Source organism: Mucilaginibacter phenanthrenivorans (genome assembly GCF_024721155.1).
GTDB lineage: Bacteria > Bacteroidota > Bacteroidia > Sphingobacteriales > Sphingobacteriaceae > Mucilaginibacter > Mucilaginibacter phenanthrenivorans.
This window is the reverse complement of record NZ_JAHVAP010000001.1, coordinates 383,903-405,024: the sequence shown is the minus strand read 5'-3', so window position 1 is coordinate 405,024 and position 21,122 is coordinate 383,903. Positions and strand designations below refer to the sequence as shown.

The window sequence follows — 21,122 nt, the reverse complement described above, 5'->3', positions numbered from 1 at the left end:
AAAATTGGTTAATAAATAATTGGCGGCTGAAGATAATTATTTAAATGCAGCTTGTATGTCTTGTAGCGATATTCCGAGTGTTTTTAACACAATATTGTTCAATTCCTGCTTATCCCCGGTAAAATGAAATACACTATGGTTATGCGTCAGCTTTTCATTTGGCTTCAAAAACGCTGCCGGCGATACACTTTCAATTTCATAGAATGGTCCCATCTGTGTCTTATCAGCAAGCGGGCCGTCGTTGTAAGCGTTCACGGCGTCACCTACAAATGGATCACGATCAGTGCGCCATTCCTGGTTCAGGTAAATCGCCTTCGGATTCGTGTCAAATAACGTAATGGTGAGTACATTATTTTCCGCATCATAATTACCCGCCATATTTTTTGCCCTTGCCGCTTGCATCCCAAGCTTACCGCGCGATTTGCCGTCAGCCTTAAATAACAGGATGCCGTTATTATATTTTATCCTATCCTTAGGGATTTCGCCAAAATAATCAGTAGTAGCTACCTTGCCAGTCCCATCATTGTAAGGAACGATGGTAACGGCTTGTGGCGACGGAGTGAACATATCCAGATTCCAGATGCAGGGAGCGCCGGATTGTTTTTCCCAGGCTTTATCACCTGTGTTAGTTAATGTTGTAGTTGTGTGAAAGGCTACCGATTTAACCTTGCTATCCATATCTATCCCCAGTATCTTTTTAACATCAGCTGGTTCAATAATTTGTATATCACGGTTAATTAACAAACTAAGCGTTGTACCTGCATAATTCAACAGCTTAGCCGATTTGCTCAGCGACGCCTTTTTATCAGTATTTGAAACGAGTTTCCAGGCTTCATTATCCACAGCAGCGGGCGTGTGCCAATTGGCAAATTCCATTTTCGTGCCGGGCTTAAAGAAAAGGGAGAACTTACCGCCCTCCGGTCCCAGCCATAGCCTGTCCTCTCCCCCATAAGCATTCATATGCTCATCCAGCTTTTCCTGGCTGAACGTTTTATAATTAATCCATCCAAAACTTTTGCCATTTACGCCGTCTGCCGTTGATGTAAATACCTTAGCTTGGTATTTCGGTGAAATGATGATCTGCCCGCTACCATCCTTACTGTTTAGTACAACAACACTGTCCTTCCTTTTTAAAAAATCCAGGTCATAGCCAAAGGTTCCCTTTTTATAAGGGCTCTCAACAACTTCCTGCTTTGGCGCCTTTTTTTCCTGGCAGGCGCTCAGGCATAAGGCCGCCAGGATAATGGACGAATATTTCAGAATACTCATAATTTAATTGGATTTATGTTTGGGGTTTATCGCAATGGTATTCACAAGTGTACCAATTTTATCAATGCTGATCTCGATAACGTCACCTACATTTAGGGTAAATTCACCGGGAGGCACAAGGCAGGTACCGGTCATCAGGAAGCAACCATAGTCGAAGCTCATTTCGCTATACAGGTAAGATACCAGTTCATCAAATGACCTTTTTATCCGTGAAACAGTTGTTTCATCATTAAAAATAATATTGCCATTGCGCTTTATGTTCAACTTTATGGCTGTTTCGCCGCCAATGTGGGCTGAACTAACATACAAACAAGGTCCTAGTCCGGCGCTTTTTTCATAGATCTTAGCCTGCGGCAGGTAAAGGGCATTTTCACCCTCTATACTGCGGCTGCTCATATCATTACCTATGGAATAGCCCTGGATATTTCCCTTAGAATTAATAAATAAGGTAAGTTCAGGTTCCGGCACGTTCCATGCGGAATCCTTGCGAATATAAACCTGCTGCCCGTGTCCCGATACGCGTGATGCTGCCGCCTTAAAGAACAATTCCGGTCGTTCGGCATCATACACCCTATCATATAAACTTGCAGCACCCGAAACTTGTGATTCCTCCATCCGGGCATCGCGGCTTTTCAGATAGGTAACTCCTGCTGCCCAAACTTCCTGGCGGCTTATCGGCGATAGTATTGAGCCATCCGCCAGCCATTTGGCTTTTATGGCATCTGTTAATTGTGTTGCAGATTTGGTTTTGGCTTTAAGATACCACTCAAGATCATCCCGGTTTATCAATGTATCCCATGGCTCGTCAATCACAAACGACGCATCGTTATATTCCAGTAGGATGCCTTTAATTGTGTTATACAATTTCATGATCAAGTTTAAAGTTTTTTTCTTTAAATGTATAATATACAATCATTAATTAGGAATCCATCCGAGTTAGTGGTGCTTAACCCGGAAGGCATTTGAGTACACCACGTCAAAATTGACAATTCGAGGCAGGGTGTAACCCTTCTTTATCTACAGATAAGACAGGTTTGCCATTTTTGTAGGTAACTATCCAAATGCTGTCGAAATCGTCGTCGCCCCACTTAAGCCCTTTGGTTTTTACTCCAAGAGCCTTCAAAATATTATCCATGGCTTTATGTTCCCAAACAACTAAAACAGTACCGGTTTGTGCCTGTATGCTTTGTGCCAAAGACGGGTAATCATCTACTGCATATTTGCTATTGATGCTTAAGCTATATTTTATTGCCAATGGACTAGCAGTCTGGAACATCCTTGCATGTGTGGTAGACGACTTGGCATTGAGCGTTGGCACAAAAATAACCGATGGCGTTCCGAATTTGCTGACGATAACCTTAGGGAGTTGTATTGCCCGGTTTAGCCCCTGGCAGTTTAGGCTCTCGCCGGTTGCTTCCTTTTCGCCGTGACGCACTAGCACTATCTTCAAATTGTCAGACTGTTGTGCATTTGCACACGAGGAAATACCATCAACCATAAAAATTATAGTTAATAATAACAGGATGTTTTTCATAAGTTGATGTCGTTTAAAAAAGGTATGCAGGGTAAAGGTGCTGTTAATTTTTATTTTGTGGAACGTGTTTTTTTATTTTTATATAGATGAGCTTCGACGTTGGGGTATTGCTTTTCATCGCAACGCTGTCAATTGGCACCAGGACGTTTGTTTCAGGATAATAAGTGGCGGTGTTTCGTTCGGGAATATTATAGGGCACTACCACGAACAGGCGTGCAACCCTTTCCTTTCCTCCATGGTAATTAAATAAGTCTACCTGCTCTCCTTCTTTAAATCCCGCTTTTTGAATATCCTTGCGGTTCATAAATATTACCCTGCGTTCATTGTGGATGCCACGATACCGGTCATCAAGGCCATAAATGGTTGTATTAAACTGGTCGTGGCTGCGTACGGAGGTCATCATATATTCATCGTCGGCCAGTTTGTGTTCAGGCAGCCCGGCAATGGTAAATGGCACCTTATCGCCAAACTCCTTTGTTTTAAATTTACCCTCGCGCGGGGCATTTGGCAGGTAAAATCCGCCGGGCTCGCGCACCCGCTTGTTGTAGTCATCAAAACCGGGGATCACCTTTTCAATTATATTGCGTACCTCATCATAACTTTTGGCGTATTTATCCCAGTCGATAACCGATCTGCTGCCAAGTGTTGCCTTTGCCAATTCACAAACTATCTGGTTCTCGCTCATCAGATCATCCGAAATCGGATCCAAAACGCCCTTCGACATCTGGATCACTCCCATCGAGTTTTCGCAGCTTATAAGCTGCACCTCGCCGCCAACAACGTCCTTGTCGCTTCGGGCCAGTGTGGGGAGTATAATTGATTCCTCACCATGAATTAAATGGCTGCGGTTTAACTTGGTAGAAACATTTACCGTAAGCTTCATTTTGCGCATTCCTGCGGCAGTATAAAGGGTATCCGGCGTAGCCGACAGAAAGTTTCCTCCCATAGCAAAAAACACCTTCAATTTACCAGCATTCATCGCTTCAATAGATTCCACCACATCGTAACCGTGCCCGCGGGGTGGCTCAAAACCGAATACTTCCTTAAGCTTGTCCAGTTGTTCGGGCTTCGGCTTATCCCATATTATCATGGTGCGGTTACCCTGTACGTTGCTATGGCCGCGAACCGGGCAAAGGCCTGCACCGGGTTTGCCAATAGCTCCCTTAAGCATAGCAAGGTTTACAATTTCCTTAATGGTGTCAACTCCGTTTACCTGTTGGGTTACCCCCATTGCCCAGCAGATTATTATTTTGCCGGTGTTCTTCAGCATTTCTGCGGCTTCCTTAATTTGCCTTAAAGGAACGCCTGCAGCAACTGCAAGGTCATCTACCTTATACTGATCAAGGTGGTGCAGGAAATCGGTATAGCCAACCGTGTTTTTTTTGATATGCTGGTGATCGAACACGGTACCCGGATTCTCCACCTCTGCTTCATAAAGCAATTTTTCAATGGCTTTTAACAGCGCCATATCACCATTTATCTTTACCTGCAGGTAAAGATCAGCCAGTTGCGTACTAATGCCCAGTACCCCCTTTACCGTTTGCGGGTTTTTGAACCCCATCAAACCGGCCTCATGGAGCGGGTTAACCGCAATTATTTTTGAGCCGTTTTCCTTAGCTTTTTGCAGCGCAGTAAGCATCCGGGGGTGATTGGTGCCTGGGTTCTGCCCCATTATGATGATCACATCCGTATCGTAAAAGTCATTAAGAGTAACCGTTCCCTTTCCAATACCTATGGCTTCGGCCAGCGCAACACTGGTCGATTCATGGCACATGTTAGAGCAATCAGGCATATTATTGGTTCCGAACTCTCTTACAAACAACTGGTAAGTAAACGAAGCCTCGTTACTGGTACGGCCCGACGTATAAAATGCTGCCTCATCTGGTGACGCTAAGGCATTTAAATGACCGGCAATCTTTTTAAAGGCGGCATCCCAGCTAATTGGCTGATAATGCGTGCCGCCTTTGGGCAGGTATACCGGCTGGGCTATTCTCCCTTTTTTCCCTATTTCGTAGTCGTTCAGTTTAGCAAGATCAGCAACAGAATTTTGCGCAAAGAAGTCTGCAGTTAGTTTTTTGGTGGTAGCTTCCTCTGCAAGCGCCTTTGCGCCATTTTCGCAATATTCGGCAATTGGCGAACGATCATCATCCGGGTCGGGCCAGGCGCAACTGGAGCAGTCAAAGCCGCCTTTTTTGTTCATGTGGAATAACGCCTCCATACCCCGCGCAACCCCTGCTTCCTGTATCACATCGGTCATCGCAGCAGTTACTGCCGGGATTCCTGCAGCCCATGTTTTGGGCTCAGTAACTTTTAAATCCAGCAGTTCCTCCGGGTTTTCGGCTGCTGGTGTTTCTATTTTATCGCTCATAACGTTTTCTCAGCTAAAGGATTGGGGTAATTATCACTTTGGTCTTCGGCAACATTATCCAGGCAGGTAAAATCCTTTTCAACCAATAAATGCAGCGGATGCCGGGCGCTCTCAAAGCCTACCTTATCCGTATTGGCCAATTCGTCAATCATCTTTTTCGGCATAAACAGGGTGATGGTGCTGTTATTAAAAGTTGCTGAAAGCTCATAATCTTCCACTATCTGTATTTCATAAACCAACTTTTGCAGGCCAAAGTCCACGCTGTCTTCCAAACGTCCGTTCTTAACCAATGCAGCTACATCCGACTTTGTGAGCCGGTACCTGATTGAATTGCTTTTAATCCGTATTTTCATGAATAGGTAATAGTATGCGGTGACCCGCGGTATAAATATTAAAACGTTGGTTTCGTAAAAAACCGATTAACGTTATATCAAATTCTGCTGCCAGCTCAACTGCCAGGCTTGACGGTGCTCCAACTGCTGCAATAATTTTAATGCCGGCCATTACCGCTTTTTGAATTAATTCAAAGCTGGCGCGCCCGCTTAAAAGCAGGATCTGATTATCAAGCGGTAACAAATTTTGTTTGAGAGCAGCGCCAATTAGCTTGTCCAAAGCATTGTGCCTGCCTACATCTTCCCTGAGCAAAAGCAATTCACCGTCTGAATTAAACGACGCCGAAGCGTGTAAGCCGCCGGTAGCTTCAAAAACCTGTTGCTTCTCCCGCAACATAGCGGGCAATTTATGAAGTAACTCACCATTCACAACAATATTATCGCTGTGTTGTACAAAATCACCAACGGTACGAATGGCATTTATGGAGCCCTTGCCGCACACGCCGCAGCTTGATGTTGTATAAAAGTTGCGCTCTGTATTTTGCAGGTTGGGAATTACACTATCGCGTAGCTTTACCTGGATCACGTTTTCTTTGTTTTCCGCGCAGGCAATAAAGCAATGTTCTGCATGGGCAATATCCGTACTGCTTTTTACAATTCCCTCTGTAAATAAAAAGCCCGTTGCAAGCTCTGCGTCATTACCCGGCGTGCGCATGGTAACTGAAATATTCTGAACCTTTGGCTGGCCGGCTAACATATATTCCAAACGAATCTCCAAAGGCTCTTCAATGGCAAGCGCATCATAGGTGTCAATACATTCAGCATCAATCACATTGATAATTGGGATTCGTTTTATTTCAGACATAAAATTTGCGATGACGAGTTTGAGCTAAAAATGCCTCTTCCTAATTTATAGAAAACCATTGCCGATTCAGATTGTTTCAGATAAATATACGGGCAAATAATTCGAACTAACAACCTGTTTTTATTACAATTTACCCTAATTTTACCCCATGAAGATCAAGATCCTGGCATTCGGCATAGCAAAAGACATCTTCGGCACCCCGTCGGTTAACCTGGAGCTGACCAACGACGCAACCGTTTATAATTTAAAATACCTTTTAGAGCAGCGATACCCTCGTTTAAAGCAATTGGCCTCCTACATGGTGGCAGTGAATAATGAATACGCCTTGCCTGGCGATAACCTGCATGAACGGGATGAAATTGCTATTATACCGCCGGTGAGCGGGGGATAATTGATTATTTATTTTGAACCATGATTCGCCTGATTTAAGGATAGCCTTGATTTACGCGTTAGAAATCCTGTAATCTTTTAATCCCATAAATCAAGGTTCAGATAATTTGCAATGACATTGACCACCAACATCCAAATATTCTCCTCTCCCTTAAACATCCAATCCTCTATAGACTGGATCATGTCGCCCGAATCGGGCGGCATTGATGTGTTTATAGGCACAGTACGTAATGCCACCAAAGGTAAACGAGTGATCCGGCTTGAATTTGAAGCTTATGAACCGATGGCAATTGCCGAAATGGAAAAGATCGCTAAACAGGCTTTTGAAAAATGGCCTGTTCAAAAAATATTGATCCATCACCGTACCGGGATATTGGAAGTTGGAGAAGTACCTGTACTAATTGCTGTATCAGCAGCTCACCGTGCGGCAGCCTTTGACGCATGCAGGTTCATCATCGACACATTAAAACAAACAGTACCTATCTGGAAAAAGGAGATCTTTGAGGATGGCGAGGTTTGGGTGGCGGCGCACCCCTAGTTGATTAGAGACTGGTTGATTAGAGATTAGTTGTCAACTGGCTACTTGTTTTGCCAGTCTTTCAAACCATTTTCAAGTGAAAATACTTCTGCGACGGGGAATTTGCTTTTAACAATCTTTACAGCTTCACCGCTGCGTTTGCCGGAAGCACAATAGAATACTATTTTTTTGTTTGGGGCGATGATATCAAGATGGCTGCATATTTCCGCAACCGGAATATGTTGGCCACCGATGTTGAATGTATCTCTTTCTTCTGCGGTCCGTACATCTATTAGGGAAACTGATCCCTTTTCAATTTCTTTTTTTAAGTCGTTAGCAGATATCGTGGGGATGACGATGGTTTCAATCAGCCTGCTGATGTGGGTTTGGGTCACATCGCCAATTTTTATTACACGGCTCTGTAGCGTTTGGGCATCAAAAACCAGGATCTTCCCGGTTAGTAATTCCCCTGTTTTGGTAATATACTTGATAACCTCGTTAGCCTGGATGCAGCCAATTATACCGGCAAGCGTTGGAATAACCCCACCCTCGGTGCAATTAGGGATTTGTGTAGCATCAACTTTGGGAAACAAATCGCGGTAATTGGGCGATCTTTCGTCCTGTTCATCGGCAACATTCCATACAGCTACCTGTCCTTCAAACTGGTAAATTGCCCCGTAAACCAATGGTTTTCCATTAATCACTGCGGCATCGTTGAGTAAATACCGGGTTTCGAAATTGTCGGTTCCGTCAACAATAATATCATAACCTGCAATCAGGCTCATTACATTTTGTGAAGTGATCCTTTCATCGTGCGGCACTAATTTAATCCCCGGATTTTGCTTTTGCAGCCGTTCGCAGGCTACTGCAACCTTCTTTTGGCCTTGATCTTCAGGGCTATATAAAACCTGGCGATGTAAATTACTTTCTGAAACGGTATCAAAATCGGCAATGCCTAAAGTGCCTATTCCTGCGGCAGCAAGATATTGTGCAGTTGGACAGCCAAGTCCGCCTGCGCCAACCACCAGCACCCGCGCATTTTGCAACAAGGTTTGGGTTTGCTCACTAAAACCGGGTAAAGCTATCTGGCAACTGTATCGTGTAAAGTCTGGATTCATTCGGCGGCTAGTTTTTGGTGAAGCGTTCTCTTTACCCGCTCCAACTCATCAATGGTATTAACGTTTGTAAGTGCTCCGGGGTTTTCGGAATGTAGCAAAGTAACGTCACTATTTATTAACACTTTCCGCGGACAAGAATATCCCTGCGCCAAAAACGATAATAACAGCGGATAGCTTTTAGGTTCCCAAATGGTTATCAACGGTTCAGGAAATTCATTAACCGGACTCTGATAAGCGGTAGCCACTGAAGATGCGTTCCTGTTATCAACCAAATATTGCAGCGCATTTTCGTCCATCAGCGGTAAATCGCAGGCAATAACTAACCACGCGTTATCCGGCTTTTCCCGAAATGCTGATAAAATTGCTCCATAAGGTCCTAACCCGGTAAAAGTATCCGGCAGACTTAAATAATCGCTATCGATCTCCTGTTGCTGATCAGCACGACAGGAAATAAACACCTCGTTACAGAAGGACTTTAAAAGATCGGCCATGTGGTAGCGCTGCTCCTTCCCATGCCAGTTAACAGCGCCCTTATCAAAACCCATCCGCTGGCTTTTGCCACCCGCGAGCACGAGACCATTAATTACAGGCTTTGCCTCCTGCATTTGTGCTTTAAAAAAGGCCGTTATATTTTCAATATCGTCGATTCTGTACAAGGGTAAATGCTGCCAATTTGGGACAGTATCCTTTATAAAATCAAAAACCTCATCCGTATTATCCGTTAGCAAAATCATTTGCACGTTTGTTAACTGATCGATCCTTTTTTGTAACGACGCTCTTTTATTTTCGCTGATGATGACCACCTGCGCCTTGCATTGGTGATGATTCCCGTTTACCAGCACCAAATCAACTTCAGCGAACGCATCTCTTAATTTAAAGCTATTAAATTCACCTGCATAGTTTAACTGTCGATAGTTAATTTGATCTGTATACTCTAATGCAGCGCCATTCGCCAGTCGTCCGGGGGTAAGCATAATATCATCATTATGCGTGGTGTCGACATAAGCGCATTTATAATCAGCGGATAAGGCAGTAATTAGTTGCCCCGCCAATAGTTTTATTACGGTACAAGGCGCACCAACAATAGCCCACTCATTGCGGTTAAAGGTGCCGAATGCTGGCCTAATCAATTTAGTATGCTTGCTATGCTCTTTTGAAATCACGTTTACCTCCTGTTTTTTCAATCAGCTTTGTTTCTTTTATAATAATATCGTGGCTCATGGCCTTACACATATCATAAACGGTTAATGCAGCAATTGATGCGCCAACCAAGGCCTCCATCTCCACGCCTGTTTTAGCGGTGATACTCGCCATACAATCAATAACAACTTCCTGTTTTTCATTCAGGCTGATGGTAATATTGCAGTTATCCAAACCCAATGGATGGCACAGCGGAATCAAATCCCCCGTCTTTTTAGCCGCCATAATGCCTGCAATTATCGCAATTTGAAACACGGAACCCTTTTTCGTTTGCAAGTCGCCATCGGTTAAATTGATCAAAACCTCTCGAGGTAATGACACAATACTCCGCGCTGTAGCCGTACGGCGGGTTATTTGCTTACCGCCTACGTCAACCATATTAGGATTACCTTGTTTATCGAGATGAGTTAACATAAATTTTAATTCCTTATCGTGTTTACCAATCCTATAATCGTATTATCCTACAAATCTTAGTTTAGAATTGCCATACCTTAAAAACTTCTCCCTTTTTAAACTCATTACGCTCCAAAGGTAGTTCCATAAATGCATCTGTATCAGTTAAGTTAGCAAAATCTCCTGAACCATTGCCTTCAACAGGAGTTGCCACCAACTGACAATATTCGTTTTGATGCAGCTTTACCTGTAAAAAGTATTTTAACGGATGATGAAAGCTTACCCGGTCGTTCAATACCGCGCGAACTTGCGGATTGCCTTGAATTCCTAATGACGCATTAAGCCAGGGTAAAAAATAACGATGCAGGCACATAAACGTTGCTACCGGGTTACCGGGAAATGCAAATACCAAAGGTCCCTTATTGTGCTTACCAAACCAAAATGGCTTACCGGGCCGTTGCTGCACCTTATAAAGAAGCTGTTCAACGTTCAATTCTTCCAATGCTTTTGGAATGTGATCGAACTTACCCATAGAGATGCCGCCGCTTAACAGCAATACATCATAATTTTCAAGGCAGTTTTTTAGCTGCTTTTTGATGATTTCCGGGTTATCGGGCAGGTGAAGCATGTCCGCTTCGATATGATGCTTTTGCAAAACTGCCTTAACTGTGTAATTATTTGACCTCCGGATTTGATACGGAGACGGCGACTGATCAACCTCAACCAATTCATCGCCCGACGAAAGGATCATCACCCTTGGGAGTTTCTTCACCCTTAACTCTGTTTCACCAACAGACGCCACCATACTGATCAACGCCGGGGTTATTAGCTGACCAATGGAAGCAACAAGATCGTCCTGCTTTTTATCCTTCCCTTTATAATGGATGTTCTGACCGCGTTTTATTTCGTGGGTTACTAAGGTTGCAAGGCCGGCACGTAGCTCCAGGTCTTCATAACGAATTATTGTATCCGCAGATGCAGGCAACATGGCGCCGGTCATGATCTCTACGCAATCGTCATGTTCTTCCAGGTCAACAGGCTCATCACCCGCAGCCTGCGTTGCTTTTATCTTAAAGGTGCTAACTCCGGATTCAATAGCATTATAATTTACTGCAATGCCATCCATAGTAACCCTGTTAAAGGGCGGCAGATCTCGGTCGGCTTTAATATTTTCGGCTAATACCCTGCCCAGGCTAAGGTCGAATGGAATGATCTCTGCCCCGTAATCTCCTGCCTGTGCAAGTATAATTTTTTCAGCTTCTTCAACAGTTATCATATCACCGGCTTTTGTAATTTGTATTTCTTAACCGCCAATTGTGGCCATCGATTCATGTACACCCTGACTTTCGGCCCGCTGGTGTTCTGCCTCCCAGCCATCTTTTACACGGTTGTTAAAAGTATTCAGCAAGCGTTCCTTCAAATCATCTTCATTAATTCCTTGTCGTAAAAGATCCTTAATATTCATTACGCCATTGTCATACAAACACGTTTTCAGCTCCCCTTCGGGGGTAATTCTAATGCGGTTGCAGGTTCCGCAAAATGTACGGGAATAGGCTGCAATTATCCCTACGCTGCCCTTATGCCCCGGCAACTGGTAATTGTATGAAGTTGAGTATTGAGCATCATCCAGCTTTTTTATTGCCGGATAGTGTGCTTTTATCTCGTCTAAAATCCGCACATAATCCCACTTCAAACCTGCATAAACATGGCCATCTCCATTAAATGGCATTTCTTCAATAAACCGCACGCTCACAGGCAAATCCTTTGTCAACTCAACCAGCGGAATAATATCCTGCGTATTTTTACCGTCCATCACTACCGCATTTACCTTTACCTCAATATCGTGCTTTAAAAGTTCATCCAGTGTTTTCATTACATTACCAAATTCATCGCGTTTGGTAATGGCGAAGAAACGGTTGGCATCTAAAGTATCTAAACTCAAATTTACTGAGCTTACCCCTATCCTTTTTAACTCAGCCACATGCGGCGCGGTTAAAACGCCATTAGTTGTGAGTGTTAACTCCTTTAGCCCCGGCAATTCAGATAAAGCGGTGAGCAACTTCATAATATCCTTACGGACAAACGGTTCGCCACCGGTTATCCTGATCTTTTCAATTCCCATTTTTACCAGCAGCGCGCAACTCTGCAGCATTTCTTCGTACGTCATCAATGCCGAGCGGGAAAGCCAGTTAAGTCCCTCCTCGGGCATGCAATAAAAGCAACGCAGGTTGCACCTGTCTGTTACGGCAAGCCGCAGGTAGTTAATTTTTCGTCCGTGGTTATCTGTCAGCAAAAAAATAATCGTTTTGTAAAACAAAGATGTTTGTGTAAAGGTAAATAATACAAGCCAGCACATTGTTTTTTCATTGTACTATTTATGGTATAATTAACATATTATTTACAAAAGCATGAATTTGTAGTGGTTATTTAAAGCCGATATTTAACCTATTGAAGTATCTTTGTTAACAACATCTTCCAAATTGAAGGAACTACAGGACATAGTAAACGCATATGACAAAGCTGCCGGAGCCGGCAGGCAAACTGCCCTGGCAACAGTAGTGCTGGTTGAAGGTTCGTCATACAGGCGGGCGGGTGCACGCATGCTGGTTACCGAGGATGGCGAACTTACCGGTGCAATAAGCGGTGGCTGCCTGGAGGGTGATGCATTAAGAAAGGCCCGTTTGGCCATGGCACAAAGTAAGCCAATGCTGGTTACTTATGATACCACCGATGATGACGATGCCAAATTTGGCGTAGGCTTAGGTTGCAATGGTATTATCCACATACTGATTGAACCATTATTCCCGGGTAGTGAAATTTCGCCTATTAATTTATTCAAACAGTTTCTGAGTAAACGCGAGCAGGTTGTCCTGATCACCATATTTTCATTGAGTAACAGGCAAGCAACGCAGCCCGGTACCTGCCTGTTGATGGACTCAATTGAGCAAACCAATGGTTCTATCCCGGATAACGAGATCCAACAGGCGGTATTGGCAGACGCACGGGATGTGTTAAAGAACGGTAACTCAGTTACCAAAACTTATGTCTATGGCAACGGTTATACCTGCTTTATAGAATTGTTGCAGCCTGCCGTTTCGCTGGTAATTTTTGGCGCCGGCAACGACGCCATCCCGATGGTACAATTTGCGGCCGTTTTGGGCTGGCATGTATCGTTAGTGGACGGCCGTGCAAATTATGCTGTACCGGAGCGTTTTCCGCTCGCCAAAAAAATCATCATATCAAAACCAGGCCCGGCCCTTTCTAACCTAAAATTTGATGACAGGAGCGCCGTGGTTCTAATGACGCACAATTACAATTACGACCTGGCAATCCTCAGGCAACTTTTGCCGATTCAACTTCCTTATGTTGCATCACTCGGCCCTAAGAAGCGATTGCAGCGAATGCTGGACGAGATACAAGAAGAAGGGATTAATATAACACCCCCACAATTAAATAGTGTTTATGGCCCCGCAGGGATAGATATCGGATCAGAAAATGCTGACGAAATTGCATTATCTATAATTGCAGAAATACAAGCCGTGTTAAACAAAAAGACTGTAAACTCGTTGAGAGATAAAACATCGGTACATAACCGCCACGCTGAACAGGTTGTTCAGCAAACCGTTGTGATTGATGAAATAACTCCATACGCTAAATGACCGGGATAGTTATTCTCGCCGCAGGCTCCTCGAGCAGGTTAGGCAAACCTAAACAGAACTTAATTTATAAGGATAAAACGCTCCTCCAGCGAACAATCAACGCAGCATTGGAAACCGGCTGCCTGCCGGTTATTGTAGTTTTAGGCGCAAACGCCGATCTCATCAAACCCATTGCCGAAGATTTACCCGTTGAGATTATTTATAATGATGATTGGGAAGAAGGCATGTCGTCATCAATTCGCGCAGGGATCAACGCACTGCAAAAAAACGAGACCAAGGTTGATTCTGTTATTTTAATGCTTTGCGACCAACCATTTGTAGATGCAGAGATCCTAAAACAGCTAATTCCTACAAATTCCGCAAAAAACATAACGGCCAGCGCATACAACAGGGCCATAGGTCCGCCGGTTTTCTTTGACGGCTATTATTTCCCGGAATTACTTTTGCTACAGGGTAACGAGGGTGCTAAAAAGCTAATGCTAAAATATGAGGTCAACATCACCACAATTCCATTCCTTTTGGGAAGCGTGGATATTGACACTACTGAAGATTACGAGAACCTGAAGCAGAATTCTTAAACATTTGTAATTGCGGGTACCCCCGCAATTACAAATGTTATTTTATTATTTCACTACCGAGAACCTGTAGATAGTTTGAGTTTTATATGTTTCGCCTGGCTTCAACTCAGTTGACGGAAATTGCGGCTGATTAGGTGAATCAGGAAAATGTTGTGTTTCCATTGCAAAACCGGTACGGTGTCCATCCTTTTTACCACCCCACAAAGTATTGCTGCCGTCCATAAAATTCCCGCTATAAAATTGCAGGCCTGGCTCGGTGGTAAATATTTCCATTTTAATGCCGCTTAAATCGCCCGTTACTGTTGCTATTGATGTGGTAATATCATGCTTATCTAATACAAAATTATGATCATAACCTTTTCCATTCTTCAACTGCTCGTCTTTTACTTCTATCCTGCTTCCAATAGTAGTTGGGGAGCTAAAATCGAAGGGGGTACCCGCTACCGGCACAATTTTACCTGTAGGGATCAACGTTGTATCAACCGGTGTAAAATTACCGGCTTTTAATTGCACGACATGGTTAAGTATAGTACCGTTTCCAACACCGTTAAGGTTAAAATAGCTATGGTTAGTTAAATTTACAATAGTGTTTTTATCTGTTGTTGCCTCGTAGCTAATCTTAACTGCATTATCATCGGTAAGTTCATAAGTTACCTTACAATTTAAATTTCCCGGATACCCTTCTTCCATATCCTTCGATAAATAGGTAAGCACTATCGTGTGATCATCTGCTTGTTTGGCATCCCACACAACATCATTAAATCCAACTTTACCACCATGCAGCGTATTAGGTTTATTGTTAATAAACAGGTCGTATTTTTTTCCGTCCAGTACGAAATGTCCTTTGGCAATCCTGTTGCCATAACGACCGATGGTAGCACCGTAATAATTTGAGAGCGCCTTTTTATAGCCGTCAATATCATCAAACCCAAGGGCAACATCGGTTAATTTACCTGTTTTATCCGGGACTAAAAGCCCAATCAAATGCGCTCCGTAATCAGAGATTGCAGCCTGCACGCCATTTTTATTTTTAAGCAGGTAAAAATGTGATTGCTTGCCGTTAACTGTTTTTTCAAATCCTTTAGCTGGTGGCAATGTTGCCGTAGTTGTACTATCTGTCATAGTGGTGGTGGATGTTTTGTTTGCTGATTGGTTGCAGGCTGTAAAATATATCATACAGGCAGGCAATAGAATTGCTGGTAAATTTTTAAGTCGTTTGTTCATAAAATGGCTAATTTAATAAATTGGTTTATTCAGTTGTAATAGTTATTTACTGTTCAGGTTCTTAATCAAATCAACTTCTTCCTTTTTGTAAGGACTACCATCCTTTCGGAAAATATCGTGAAACCAAACTTTAGGCTCCGAACCATCGGGCATTGGCGTATCCCAGGCGTAAATGGTATTTGTTTTACCGCTTACAAAACCCCAGTTAATAGCGCCAACATGTTCCTTTTTCAGCATAGGCGTGGTATTTTCAAAGGTACTGTTGCGTGGACGGGCCATATATTCGGTGCAAATAACAGGGCGATTATTTAATTTAAGCAACTGAACCACGCGCTGGTGTAAATCAGGTGTATCATAACAATGATAAGTAATCACGTCGGAGTTTTGAAGCTGGATCTTATTAAATGTTTCCAAATCCCAATTCCACATGCCTGAACTTACCGGTTGATCAGGGTTTATTGCGTGAGCCCACGCAAATACCTTTGGCAACAGCCTTGATGCTATTTTATTTTTGTCGCCGTTACCGGGCTCATTATATAAATCCCATAACAAGATCCGCTTATCGTGCTTAAATGAAGTTAAAATATCATCAACATAAGCTTTAAGCGCTAAGAAATCAGCCGGAGTTGTGAGGAGCCTTCCGGGGTCCTGCATCCAGCCTGAATTATGGATTCCGGGCTTCGGCGCGGGCTGTTTGCCGGGTTTGGCGTTGGGATTCCAGCAATCATCAAAAAATACAAATATGGTTTGAATATGGTGCTTATCGGCGATAGCCAAGTATTTGTTTATCCTATCTTTAAAGCCTTTTGGGTCTTCCTTCCAAACAACGCTGTGCAAAAACACGCGCATGGCATTAAAGCCAATACCTTCGGCAAAACCAAGTTCTCGGTCTATTGTAGCCGGGTCAAACGTATCCGCCTGCCACATTTCCAGCTGATTAATAGCTGTGCTCGGTGTAAAATTGGCGCCGTTTATCCATTTGTGCTGCGCATACCAGGCATTTGCCTTAGCGGCAGGCCAGACACCTGCAGCTTTGTTTTGCGCAATGGCCGTAGAAAAGGCCAGCGATAGCGTTAGAACGATTAGAATTTTGTTTCTCATTTTATTATGTTGGTTTATTCTGATGGTGCGTCTAAAGCAATTCCCTCTTTAACCGGAATACCGAAATTTGGTGATCCATCCTTATCCCAGGTAAACTGTTGCATTCTCGGGGACCTTTGTTTACCACAGCCCTGCCCGGGCGCTGAGTTTGCGTGGTAAAGAATCCAATCCTCTTTCCCGTCCGCAGATTTAAAAAATGAATTATGCCCCGGCGCATACACGCCATTTTCCGGAGATTGTTTAAATACAGGCGTTTCAGATTTAGTCCATGAAGCGGGGTCAAGTAAATCCTTATCCGCAGAAGTGCATAACATGCCCAGTGCATAATAATCCGTCCAGCAGCCACTTGCTGAATAGATCAGGAACAGCTTATTGCCATGTTTGAGTATTTCCGGTCCCTCGTTTACATTAACATGCGGCGGATTGCTCTTTTCGCCCAGGTCGCCGTATTTTTCCCAATCATAGGTCGGAGAAGATATCTTTACCCGTTTACTCCCGATAGTCCATGGATTTTTTAGTTGCGCGATGTAAATATCCTGCTCACCATTTTGATCGCCTTCCCATCCGGCCCAGATCACATAAAGCTTACCCTTGTTTTCAAACATGGAAACATCAATGGCCCATTTATTTGTATCATCGCTTAATTTTCCCTTGAATGTCCATGTGCCTTCTAACGGATCAGCCGATGCGTTTTCAAGCACATAAAGGCGGTGGTGATTGTTGTCGCCATCATCTGCAGCAAAATACATATACCATTTATTATTTATAAAATGCAGTTCGGGTGCCCAAAGCTCCTTTGAATACATGGTGTTTGGCGGCGGCATCCAGACAGTTTTATTCTCCCCCGATTTAAGATTGGCCATGTTTTTTGTTTTATACAAAATCAACCGGTCGCCCATTGAATTGGTGTAATAGTAATAACCGTTATGATAAATAACCCATGGGTCAGCCCCGGATGGCAGCAACGGATTAGTAAACTGCCTTTTAACGGGTTGCGCAGATACTGAACTGAATATAAAAACTGTTAAGAATACATTTAAAAGTCGCTTCATAACAAATTACTAGCTCATATTAATTGAATGTTTTTGTTGATGTATTAGGCTTACCGAATTTTAAAGGTAGTTTTTTATTTATTTAAGCAAAGATAAATTTTGATTTTTTGCTCAAAATCTTAATCCGCCCAAATCAACAACTGCTGAATCGCAGATATAGGTCGGCACAATTCCGGTAGCCGTTATACGGTTATTGGCATCTTTAGGGAGGGTATTTCCCGATAATACCAACACGGTATCCAACCCAAACTTATTACCGCCCAAAATGTCGGTTTGCAGCGTATCGCCTACCATAACTATTTGTTGCTTGGTTACCGTACGATATTCGCGGATCAAATCGAATGTAAACATAAACATCTGAGAATCAGGCTTACCGAATCTTATAAATTGCCTGCCAATAATGCTCTCAATCATTGCTGCTATGCCACCTATTGCGATACCCACATCATGTATAGATACAGGATATGCTTTGTCTGTATTTGCAACTATAACCGGGATCGTTCTTTTACGGAGAATATTCACTGTTTTATTCAAATCATCACACCAGTTGAAACCCTCGTCATCTAAAAAGATCAATGCATTAACTTTATCTATATTATCGGCATTAATGGAACTTACCGGCAAGGTATGTAAACCAGAGCTTTCAATATAATGCGATGATTCGGGGGTGCCCAAATAGGCAACTATACCATCATCAACCTTTAAATCAAGATATTCCTTGGTAAGCATCCCTGAGGATACGATCCTTTCTGGTGTTATAACCGTTAATCCTGCGCGATGGTAGCTTTCTGCCAGTTGCAGTGGGCTGCGGGAGGCATCGTTGGTAACAATATAATATTCCTTCCCTTGTTCCGACAGGTAGTCAAACGTATTTTGAATGCCCGGCATCAGGCCCTGGTAAGTTTTAATTACTCCAAATGCATCAAAAAATATAATATCGTATTTGTCAATGATGGACTTAAAGTTTTCGATGCGTTTCATGCTAGAGATTAGAGGTTAGAGACCAGAGATTAGTTGACTTGTATATTTCAATTAGTTTAGACCGAGCGCCTCGATGATCTTCTCCGCATCAAAATCTCTATCGACAGACGGCAGGTAAATATCAAATGCTTCGGCTTGTAATTTTTTGGCGTATTGTTCATTAAAAAAATACTTGCCGTCTTTTATCACGTAATTTAAAATAAAAAAGCGGTACGCTTCCTTTAAAAAACGGATCTCGTCGGCAGTTATGGGGTTTACTTTGTGATATTCCTTCAGGAAGAGGATAAACCGGTCCTCCATCATGGTAGTTATCACATAGCTGAATACGGTACGGTCTCCCCTGTCTGAACATACCCGGCTAAAGAAATAAAAGTCAAGAATGCGGTAGCTCATCCTAAACCAATCGTAATCCCAGCGTGAATACAGTTCCAGGTCCGGTGTTACCGAAAAGTTGCCGATATTCCAGTCGATAAAAACAGGAATGATCTCAAACGAACGCATGTTGTGTTTCGAGCGGTTTTTTATGAACAGGTCGCAATGATATTTCAGGAAATCAACCTGCATAGCCGATCCGTATTGCTTCTCGTTAATTTCGAGGTCCTTCTGTAACGCAAAAATATCGGTACGCAGTGTTTTGGATGATTTCGGCAATACGTTTTTAACCCTCGAACATGCTTTATGGAATTTCCCTACCTGTTGCCCTAATTTTTTAATGTGGTGATCTTCCAGCCTGCGCGGCAAACGATCAAGGATACGTGTAGGATTATAAAACACTACCCACGCATCTGTTTTGCCTTGTTTATGCCGGTAAATATAAACCCGGTTATTTTTTAATAACGATTTGGAAAGCAGGTTTTCAAACGGGTAAAGCAAATTGTTTGAAAGGCTGTGTATGATCCGATGATCTTCCTTAAAATGCTCATAAACTCCAAAGTAGGCTAGTTTAGCTATAACAATATCGCCATCATGAAAGGTGATGCGGAACACATGGTTTGTAGAAACCATGGCGCTGATATCCTCAATCTCACTGATCGACTTGGATGCATCGTAACCCTCCCAGGCTTTTTTTATAATAAAGGTATAATCTAATGGTGTCAGTGCTTTTGCTTTCGATTTTAACGGCTGCTCAAGCTCTGCAAGGTGTAATGCTGTCATTATTAATTATATAATTTCAAAGTATCTTTTTAATTCCCAGTCAGTAACGCTTTTGCCAAACTGGCGGCATTCCCAAAGGCGGGTATTAGTAAAGTGGTCAACAAAAGCTTCGCCAAATAGTTCTTTTGCTATAGCTGAATCCTTCATGATATTTGTTGCGTCAAACAGGTTCGACGACAAACTGCCGTTACGTTTATCCTGGTACCCATTTCCAACGGTGGCCGGGATAGTTAGAGGCAGCTTATTTTTTATTCCGTATAACCCTGATGCCAAAGCAGCGGCCATTGCCAAATATGGGTTTGTGTCGGAGCCTGGAATGCGGGTTTCCAGGCGGGTATAGTTTTCCGAGGTGTGAATCACTCTTAAAGCAGTTGTGCGGTTGTCAACACCCCAGGTTACCGTGGTCGGCGCCCAGGCACCCTCAACCAAACGCTTGTAGCTATTTATTGTTGGCGCATACATTGGCAGGATCTGAGGCAGGCAGTGCAGCTGACCAGCTAAGTAATGCTTGTGCAGACCGCTCATATTAAACTCATCATCAGCATCATAAAAAAGATTCTTCAACTTATCCTTTGTCCATAAGCTTTGGTGGATATGCCCGCTGCAGCCTGGCAAATTCTCGTTCCACTTGGCCATAAAGGTAGCCACAATGCCATGTTTGTTCGCGATCTCCTTTACCGCAGTTTTAAACAACACTGCTTTATCAGCTGCTTCTAAAACACTATCGTGCAATATAGCTGCTTCATATACTCCCGGACCAGTTTCGGTATGTAAGCCCTCTAACGGCACATTAAATTGCAGCAGCAGATCAAACAAGTCATTATAAAACTCATCGTTCAGCGAGGTACGCAATATAGAGTAACCGAACATACCGGGTGTTAGGCTTTCCATATTGGCAAAACCCTTTTCCTTTAAGCTTTGTGGTGTTTCACTAAAATTAAACCACTCAAATTCCTGGGCGAACTCGGTATGGTAACCCATATCGTCGCATTGTTTCGCAATGCGTTTTAAAAGACTCCTCCCGCATGCCGGCAGATCATTCCCGTCAGCCTTGCTAAAATCGCCCAAAAAGAAAGGAATGTTATCATCCCATGGAACGTTCCGTAAAGTCGCAAGATCTATCCGGCACATCTGATCCGGATAACCGGTATGCCAGCCGGTGAGCTTCACGTTGTCATAACAGGCATCGCTGCTGTCCCACCCCCAAACCACATCACAAAAGCCATAACCACCCTCCAATCCGTCAAGAAACTTTTTTGGATGGATCACCTTACCGCGTAAAACACCGTCGATATCGGCAAAAGCGAATTTTATCTTTGTTATGTTATTTTCTTTAAGGTAGGTTTTGATCTGTTCTTCGTTCATGGTACGTAAACTAAATGGCGG

General features: G+C 43.2%; 21 protein-coding genes. 4 read left to right on the top strand and 17 right to left on the bottom strand.

Annotated elements, in window-relative coordinates; genetic code table 11:
* Positions 1-36 precede the first annotated feature (36 nt).
* The 6 genes from KXD93_RS01740 to fdhD form a co-directional block, all read right to left on the bottom strand.
* Positions 37-1,269: a DUF6786 family protein gene (locus tag KXD93_RS01740; RefSeq protein ID WP_258135136.1), complete on the bottom strand. Its 1,233-nt coding sequence runs from the start codon at positions 1,267-1,269 to the stop codon at positions 37-39.
* 3 nt (positions 1,270-1,272) lie between these two features.
* The gene (locus KXD93_RS01735; protein ID WP_258135135.1) at positions 1,273-2,139 is read right to left on the bottom strand and encodes a fumarylacetoacetate hydrolase family protein; all 867 of its coding nucleotides are present in this window, start codon (positions 2,137-2,139) and stop codon (positions 1,273-1,275) included.
* Positions 2,140-2,245: 106 nt separating this feature from the next.
* Positions 2,246-2,803, bottom strand: a complete 558-nt coding sequence (locus KXD93_RS01730; protein WP_258135134.1) for a histidine phosphatase family protein — start codon at positions 2,801-2,803, stop codon at positions 2,246-2,248.
* A 43-nt stretch (positions 2,804-2,846) separates the two neighbouring features.
* Positions 2,847-5,171 (bottom strand): FdhF/YdeP family oxidoreductase, encoded by a 2,325-nt coding sequence (locus KXD93_RS01725; RefSeq protein WP_258135133.1) that lies wholly within the window; start codon positions 5,169-5,171, stop codon positions 2,847-2,849.
* On the bottom strand, positions 5,168-5,524 hold the full coding sequence (locus tag KXD93_RS01720; RefSeq protein WP_258135132.1) for a DUF7009 family protein: 357 nt from the start codon (positions 5,522-5,524) through the stop codon (positions 5,168-5,170). The genes KXD93_RS01725 and KXD93_RS01720 overlap by 4 nt, the downstream gene beginning before the upstream one ends.
* Positions 5,508-6,368: a formate dehydrogenase accessory sulfurtransferase FdhD gene (gene fdhD, locus KXD93_RS01715; RefSeq protein ID WP_258135131.1), complete on the bottom strand. Its 861-nt coding sequence runs from the start codon at positions 6,366-6,368 to the stop codon at positions 5,508-5,510. Before fdhD ends, KXD93_RS01720 begins: the two co-directional genes overlap by 17 nt.
* A 148-nt stretch (positions 6,369-6,516) precedes the next feature.
* Here fdhD and KXD93_RS01710 point away from each other — a divergent pair, with 148 nt between their 5' ends.
* Positions 6,517-6,759: a MoaD/ThiS family protein gene (locus KXD93_RS01710; RefSeq protein WP_258135130.1), complete on the top strand. Its 243-nt coding sequence runs from the start codon at positions 6,517-6,519 to the stop codon at positions 6,757-6,759.
* 111 nt (positions 6,760-6,870) lie between these two features.
* Positions 6,871-7,296, top strand: coding sequence for a molybdenum cofactor biosynthesis protein MoaE (locus KXD93_RS01705; RefSeq protein ID WP_258135129.1), 426 nt, complete (start codon positions 6,871-6,873; stop codon positions 7,294-7,296).
* Positions 7,297-7,337: 41 nt separating this feature from the next.
* Here KXD93_RS01705 and KXD93_RS01700 read toward each other — a convergent pair whose 3' ends face one another.
* From KXD93_RS01700 to moaA, 5 genes are all read right to left on the bottom strand, one after another.
* Entirely contained in the window at positions 7,338-8,393 is a 1,056-nt protein-coding gene (locus KXD93_RS01700) for a HesA/MoeB/ThiF family protein (RefSeq protein WP_258135128.1), read from the bottom strand.
* Positions 8,390-9,577: an NTP transferase domain-containing protein gene (locus KXD93_RS01695; protein ID WP_258135127.1), complete on the bottom strand. Its 1,188-nt coding sequence runs from the start codon at positions 9,575-9,577 to the stop codon at positions 8,390-8,392. The genes KXD93_RS01700 and KXD93_RS01695 overlap by 4 nt, the downstream gene beginning before the upstream one ends.
* A complete protein-coding gene (gene moaC / locus KXD93_RS01690) occupies positions 9,537-10,007 on the bottom strand; it encodes a cyclic pyranopterin monophosphate synthase MoaC (protein WP_258135126.1) in 471 nt (156 codons plus the stop codon). Before moaC ends, KXD93_RS01695 begins: the two co-directional genes overlap by 41 nt.
* A 61-nt stretch (positions 10,008-10,068) precedes the next feature.
* Entirely contained in the window at positions 10,069-11,262 is a 1,194-nt protein-coding gene (locus KXD93_RS01685; protein WP_258135125.1) for a molybdopterin molybdotransferase MoeA, read from the bottom strand.
* A 27-nt stretch (positions 11,263-11,289) separates the two neighbouring features.
* The gene (gene moaA, locus KXD93_RS01680) at positions 11,290-12,342 is read right to left on the bottom strand and encodes a GTP 3',8-cyclase MoaA (protein ID WP_258135124.1); all 1,053 of its coding nucleotides are present in this window, start codon (positions 12,340-12,342) and stop codon (positions 11,290-11,292) included.
* 103 nt (positions 12,343-12,445) lie between these two features.
* On the opposite strand from moaA, the gene KXD93_RS01675 reads away from it, so the two are divergent.
* Both KXD93_RS01675 and KXD93_RS01670 read left to right on the top strand, forming a co-directional pair.
* Entirely contained in the window at positions 12,446-13,645 is a 1,200-nt protein-coding gene (locus KXD93_RS01675) for an XdhC family protein (RefSeq protein WP_258135123.1), read from the top strand.
* The gene (locus KXD93_RS01670; protein WP_258135122.1) at positions 13,642-14,223 is read left to right on the top strand and encodes a nucleotidyltransferase family protein; all 582 of its coding nucleotides are present in this window, start codon (positions 13,642-13,644) and stop codon (positions 14,221-14,223) included. The genes KXD93_RS01675 and KXD93_RS01670 overlap by 4 nt, the downstream gene beginning before the upstream one ends.
* Before the next feature lie 45 nt (positions 14,224-14,268).
* On the opposite strand, the gene KXD93_RS01665 is transcribed toward KXD93_RS01670, so the two are convergent.
* The 6 genes from KXD93_RS01665 to KXD93_RS01640 form a co-directional block, all read right to left on the bottom strand.
* On the bottom strand, positions 14,269-15,447 hold the full coding sequence (locus tag KXD93_RS01665) for an aldose epimerase family protein (protein WP_258135121.1): 1,179 nt from the start codon (positions 15,445-15,447) through the stop codon (positions 14,269-14,271).
* A 42-nt stretch (positions 15,448-15,489) separates the two neighbouring features.
* Complete coding sequence (locus KXD93_RS01660; protein ID WP_258135120.1) at positions 15,490-16,548, bottom strand: glycoside hydrolase 5 family protein; 1,059 nt, start codon at positions 16,546-16,548, stop codon at positions 15,490-15,492.
* Positions 16,549-16,562: 14 nt separating this feature from the next.
* Positions 16,563-17,600, bottom strand: a complete 1,038-nt coding sequence (locus KXD93_RS01655) for a glycoside hydrolase family 43 protein (RefSeq protein ID WP_258135119.1) — start codon at positions 17,598-17,600, stop codon at positions 16,563-16,565.
* Positions 17,601-17,711: 111 nt separating this feature from the next.
* Positions 17,712-18,581, bottom strand: a complete 870-nt coding sequence (locus KXD93_RS01650) for an HAD-IIA family hydrolase (RefSeq protein WP_258135118.1) — start codon at positions 18,579-18,581, stop codon at positions 17,712-17,714.
* A 51-nt stretch (positions 18,582-18,632) separates the two neighbouring features.
* Positions 18,633-19,736 (bottom strand): hypothetical protein, encoded by a 1,104-nt coding sequence (locus KXD93_RS01645; protein WP_258135117.1) that lies wholly within the window; start codon positions 19,734-19,736, stop codon positions 18,633-18,635.
* A 6-nt stretch (positions 19,737-19,742) separates the two neighbouring features.
* The gene (locus KXD93_RS01640; protein WP_258135116.1) at positions 19,743-21,101 is read right to left on the bottom strand and encodes a glutamine synthetase family protein; all 1,359 of its coding nucleotides are present in this window, start codon (positions 21,099-21,101) and stop codon (positions 19,743-19,745) included.
* Positions 21,102-21,122: the final 21 nt, after the last annotated feature.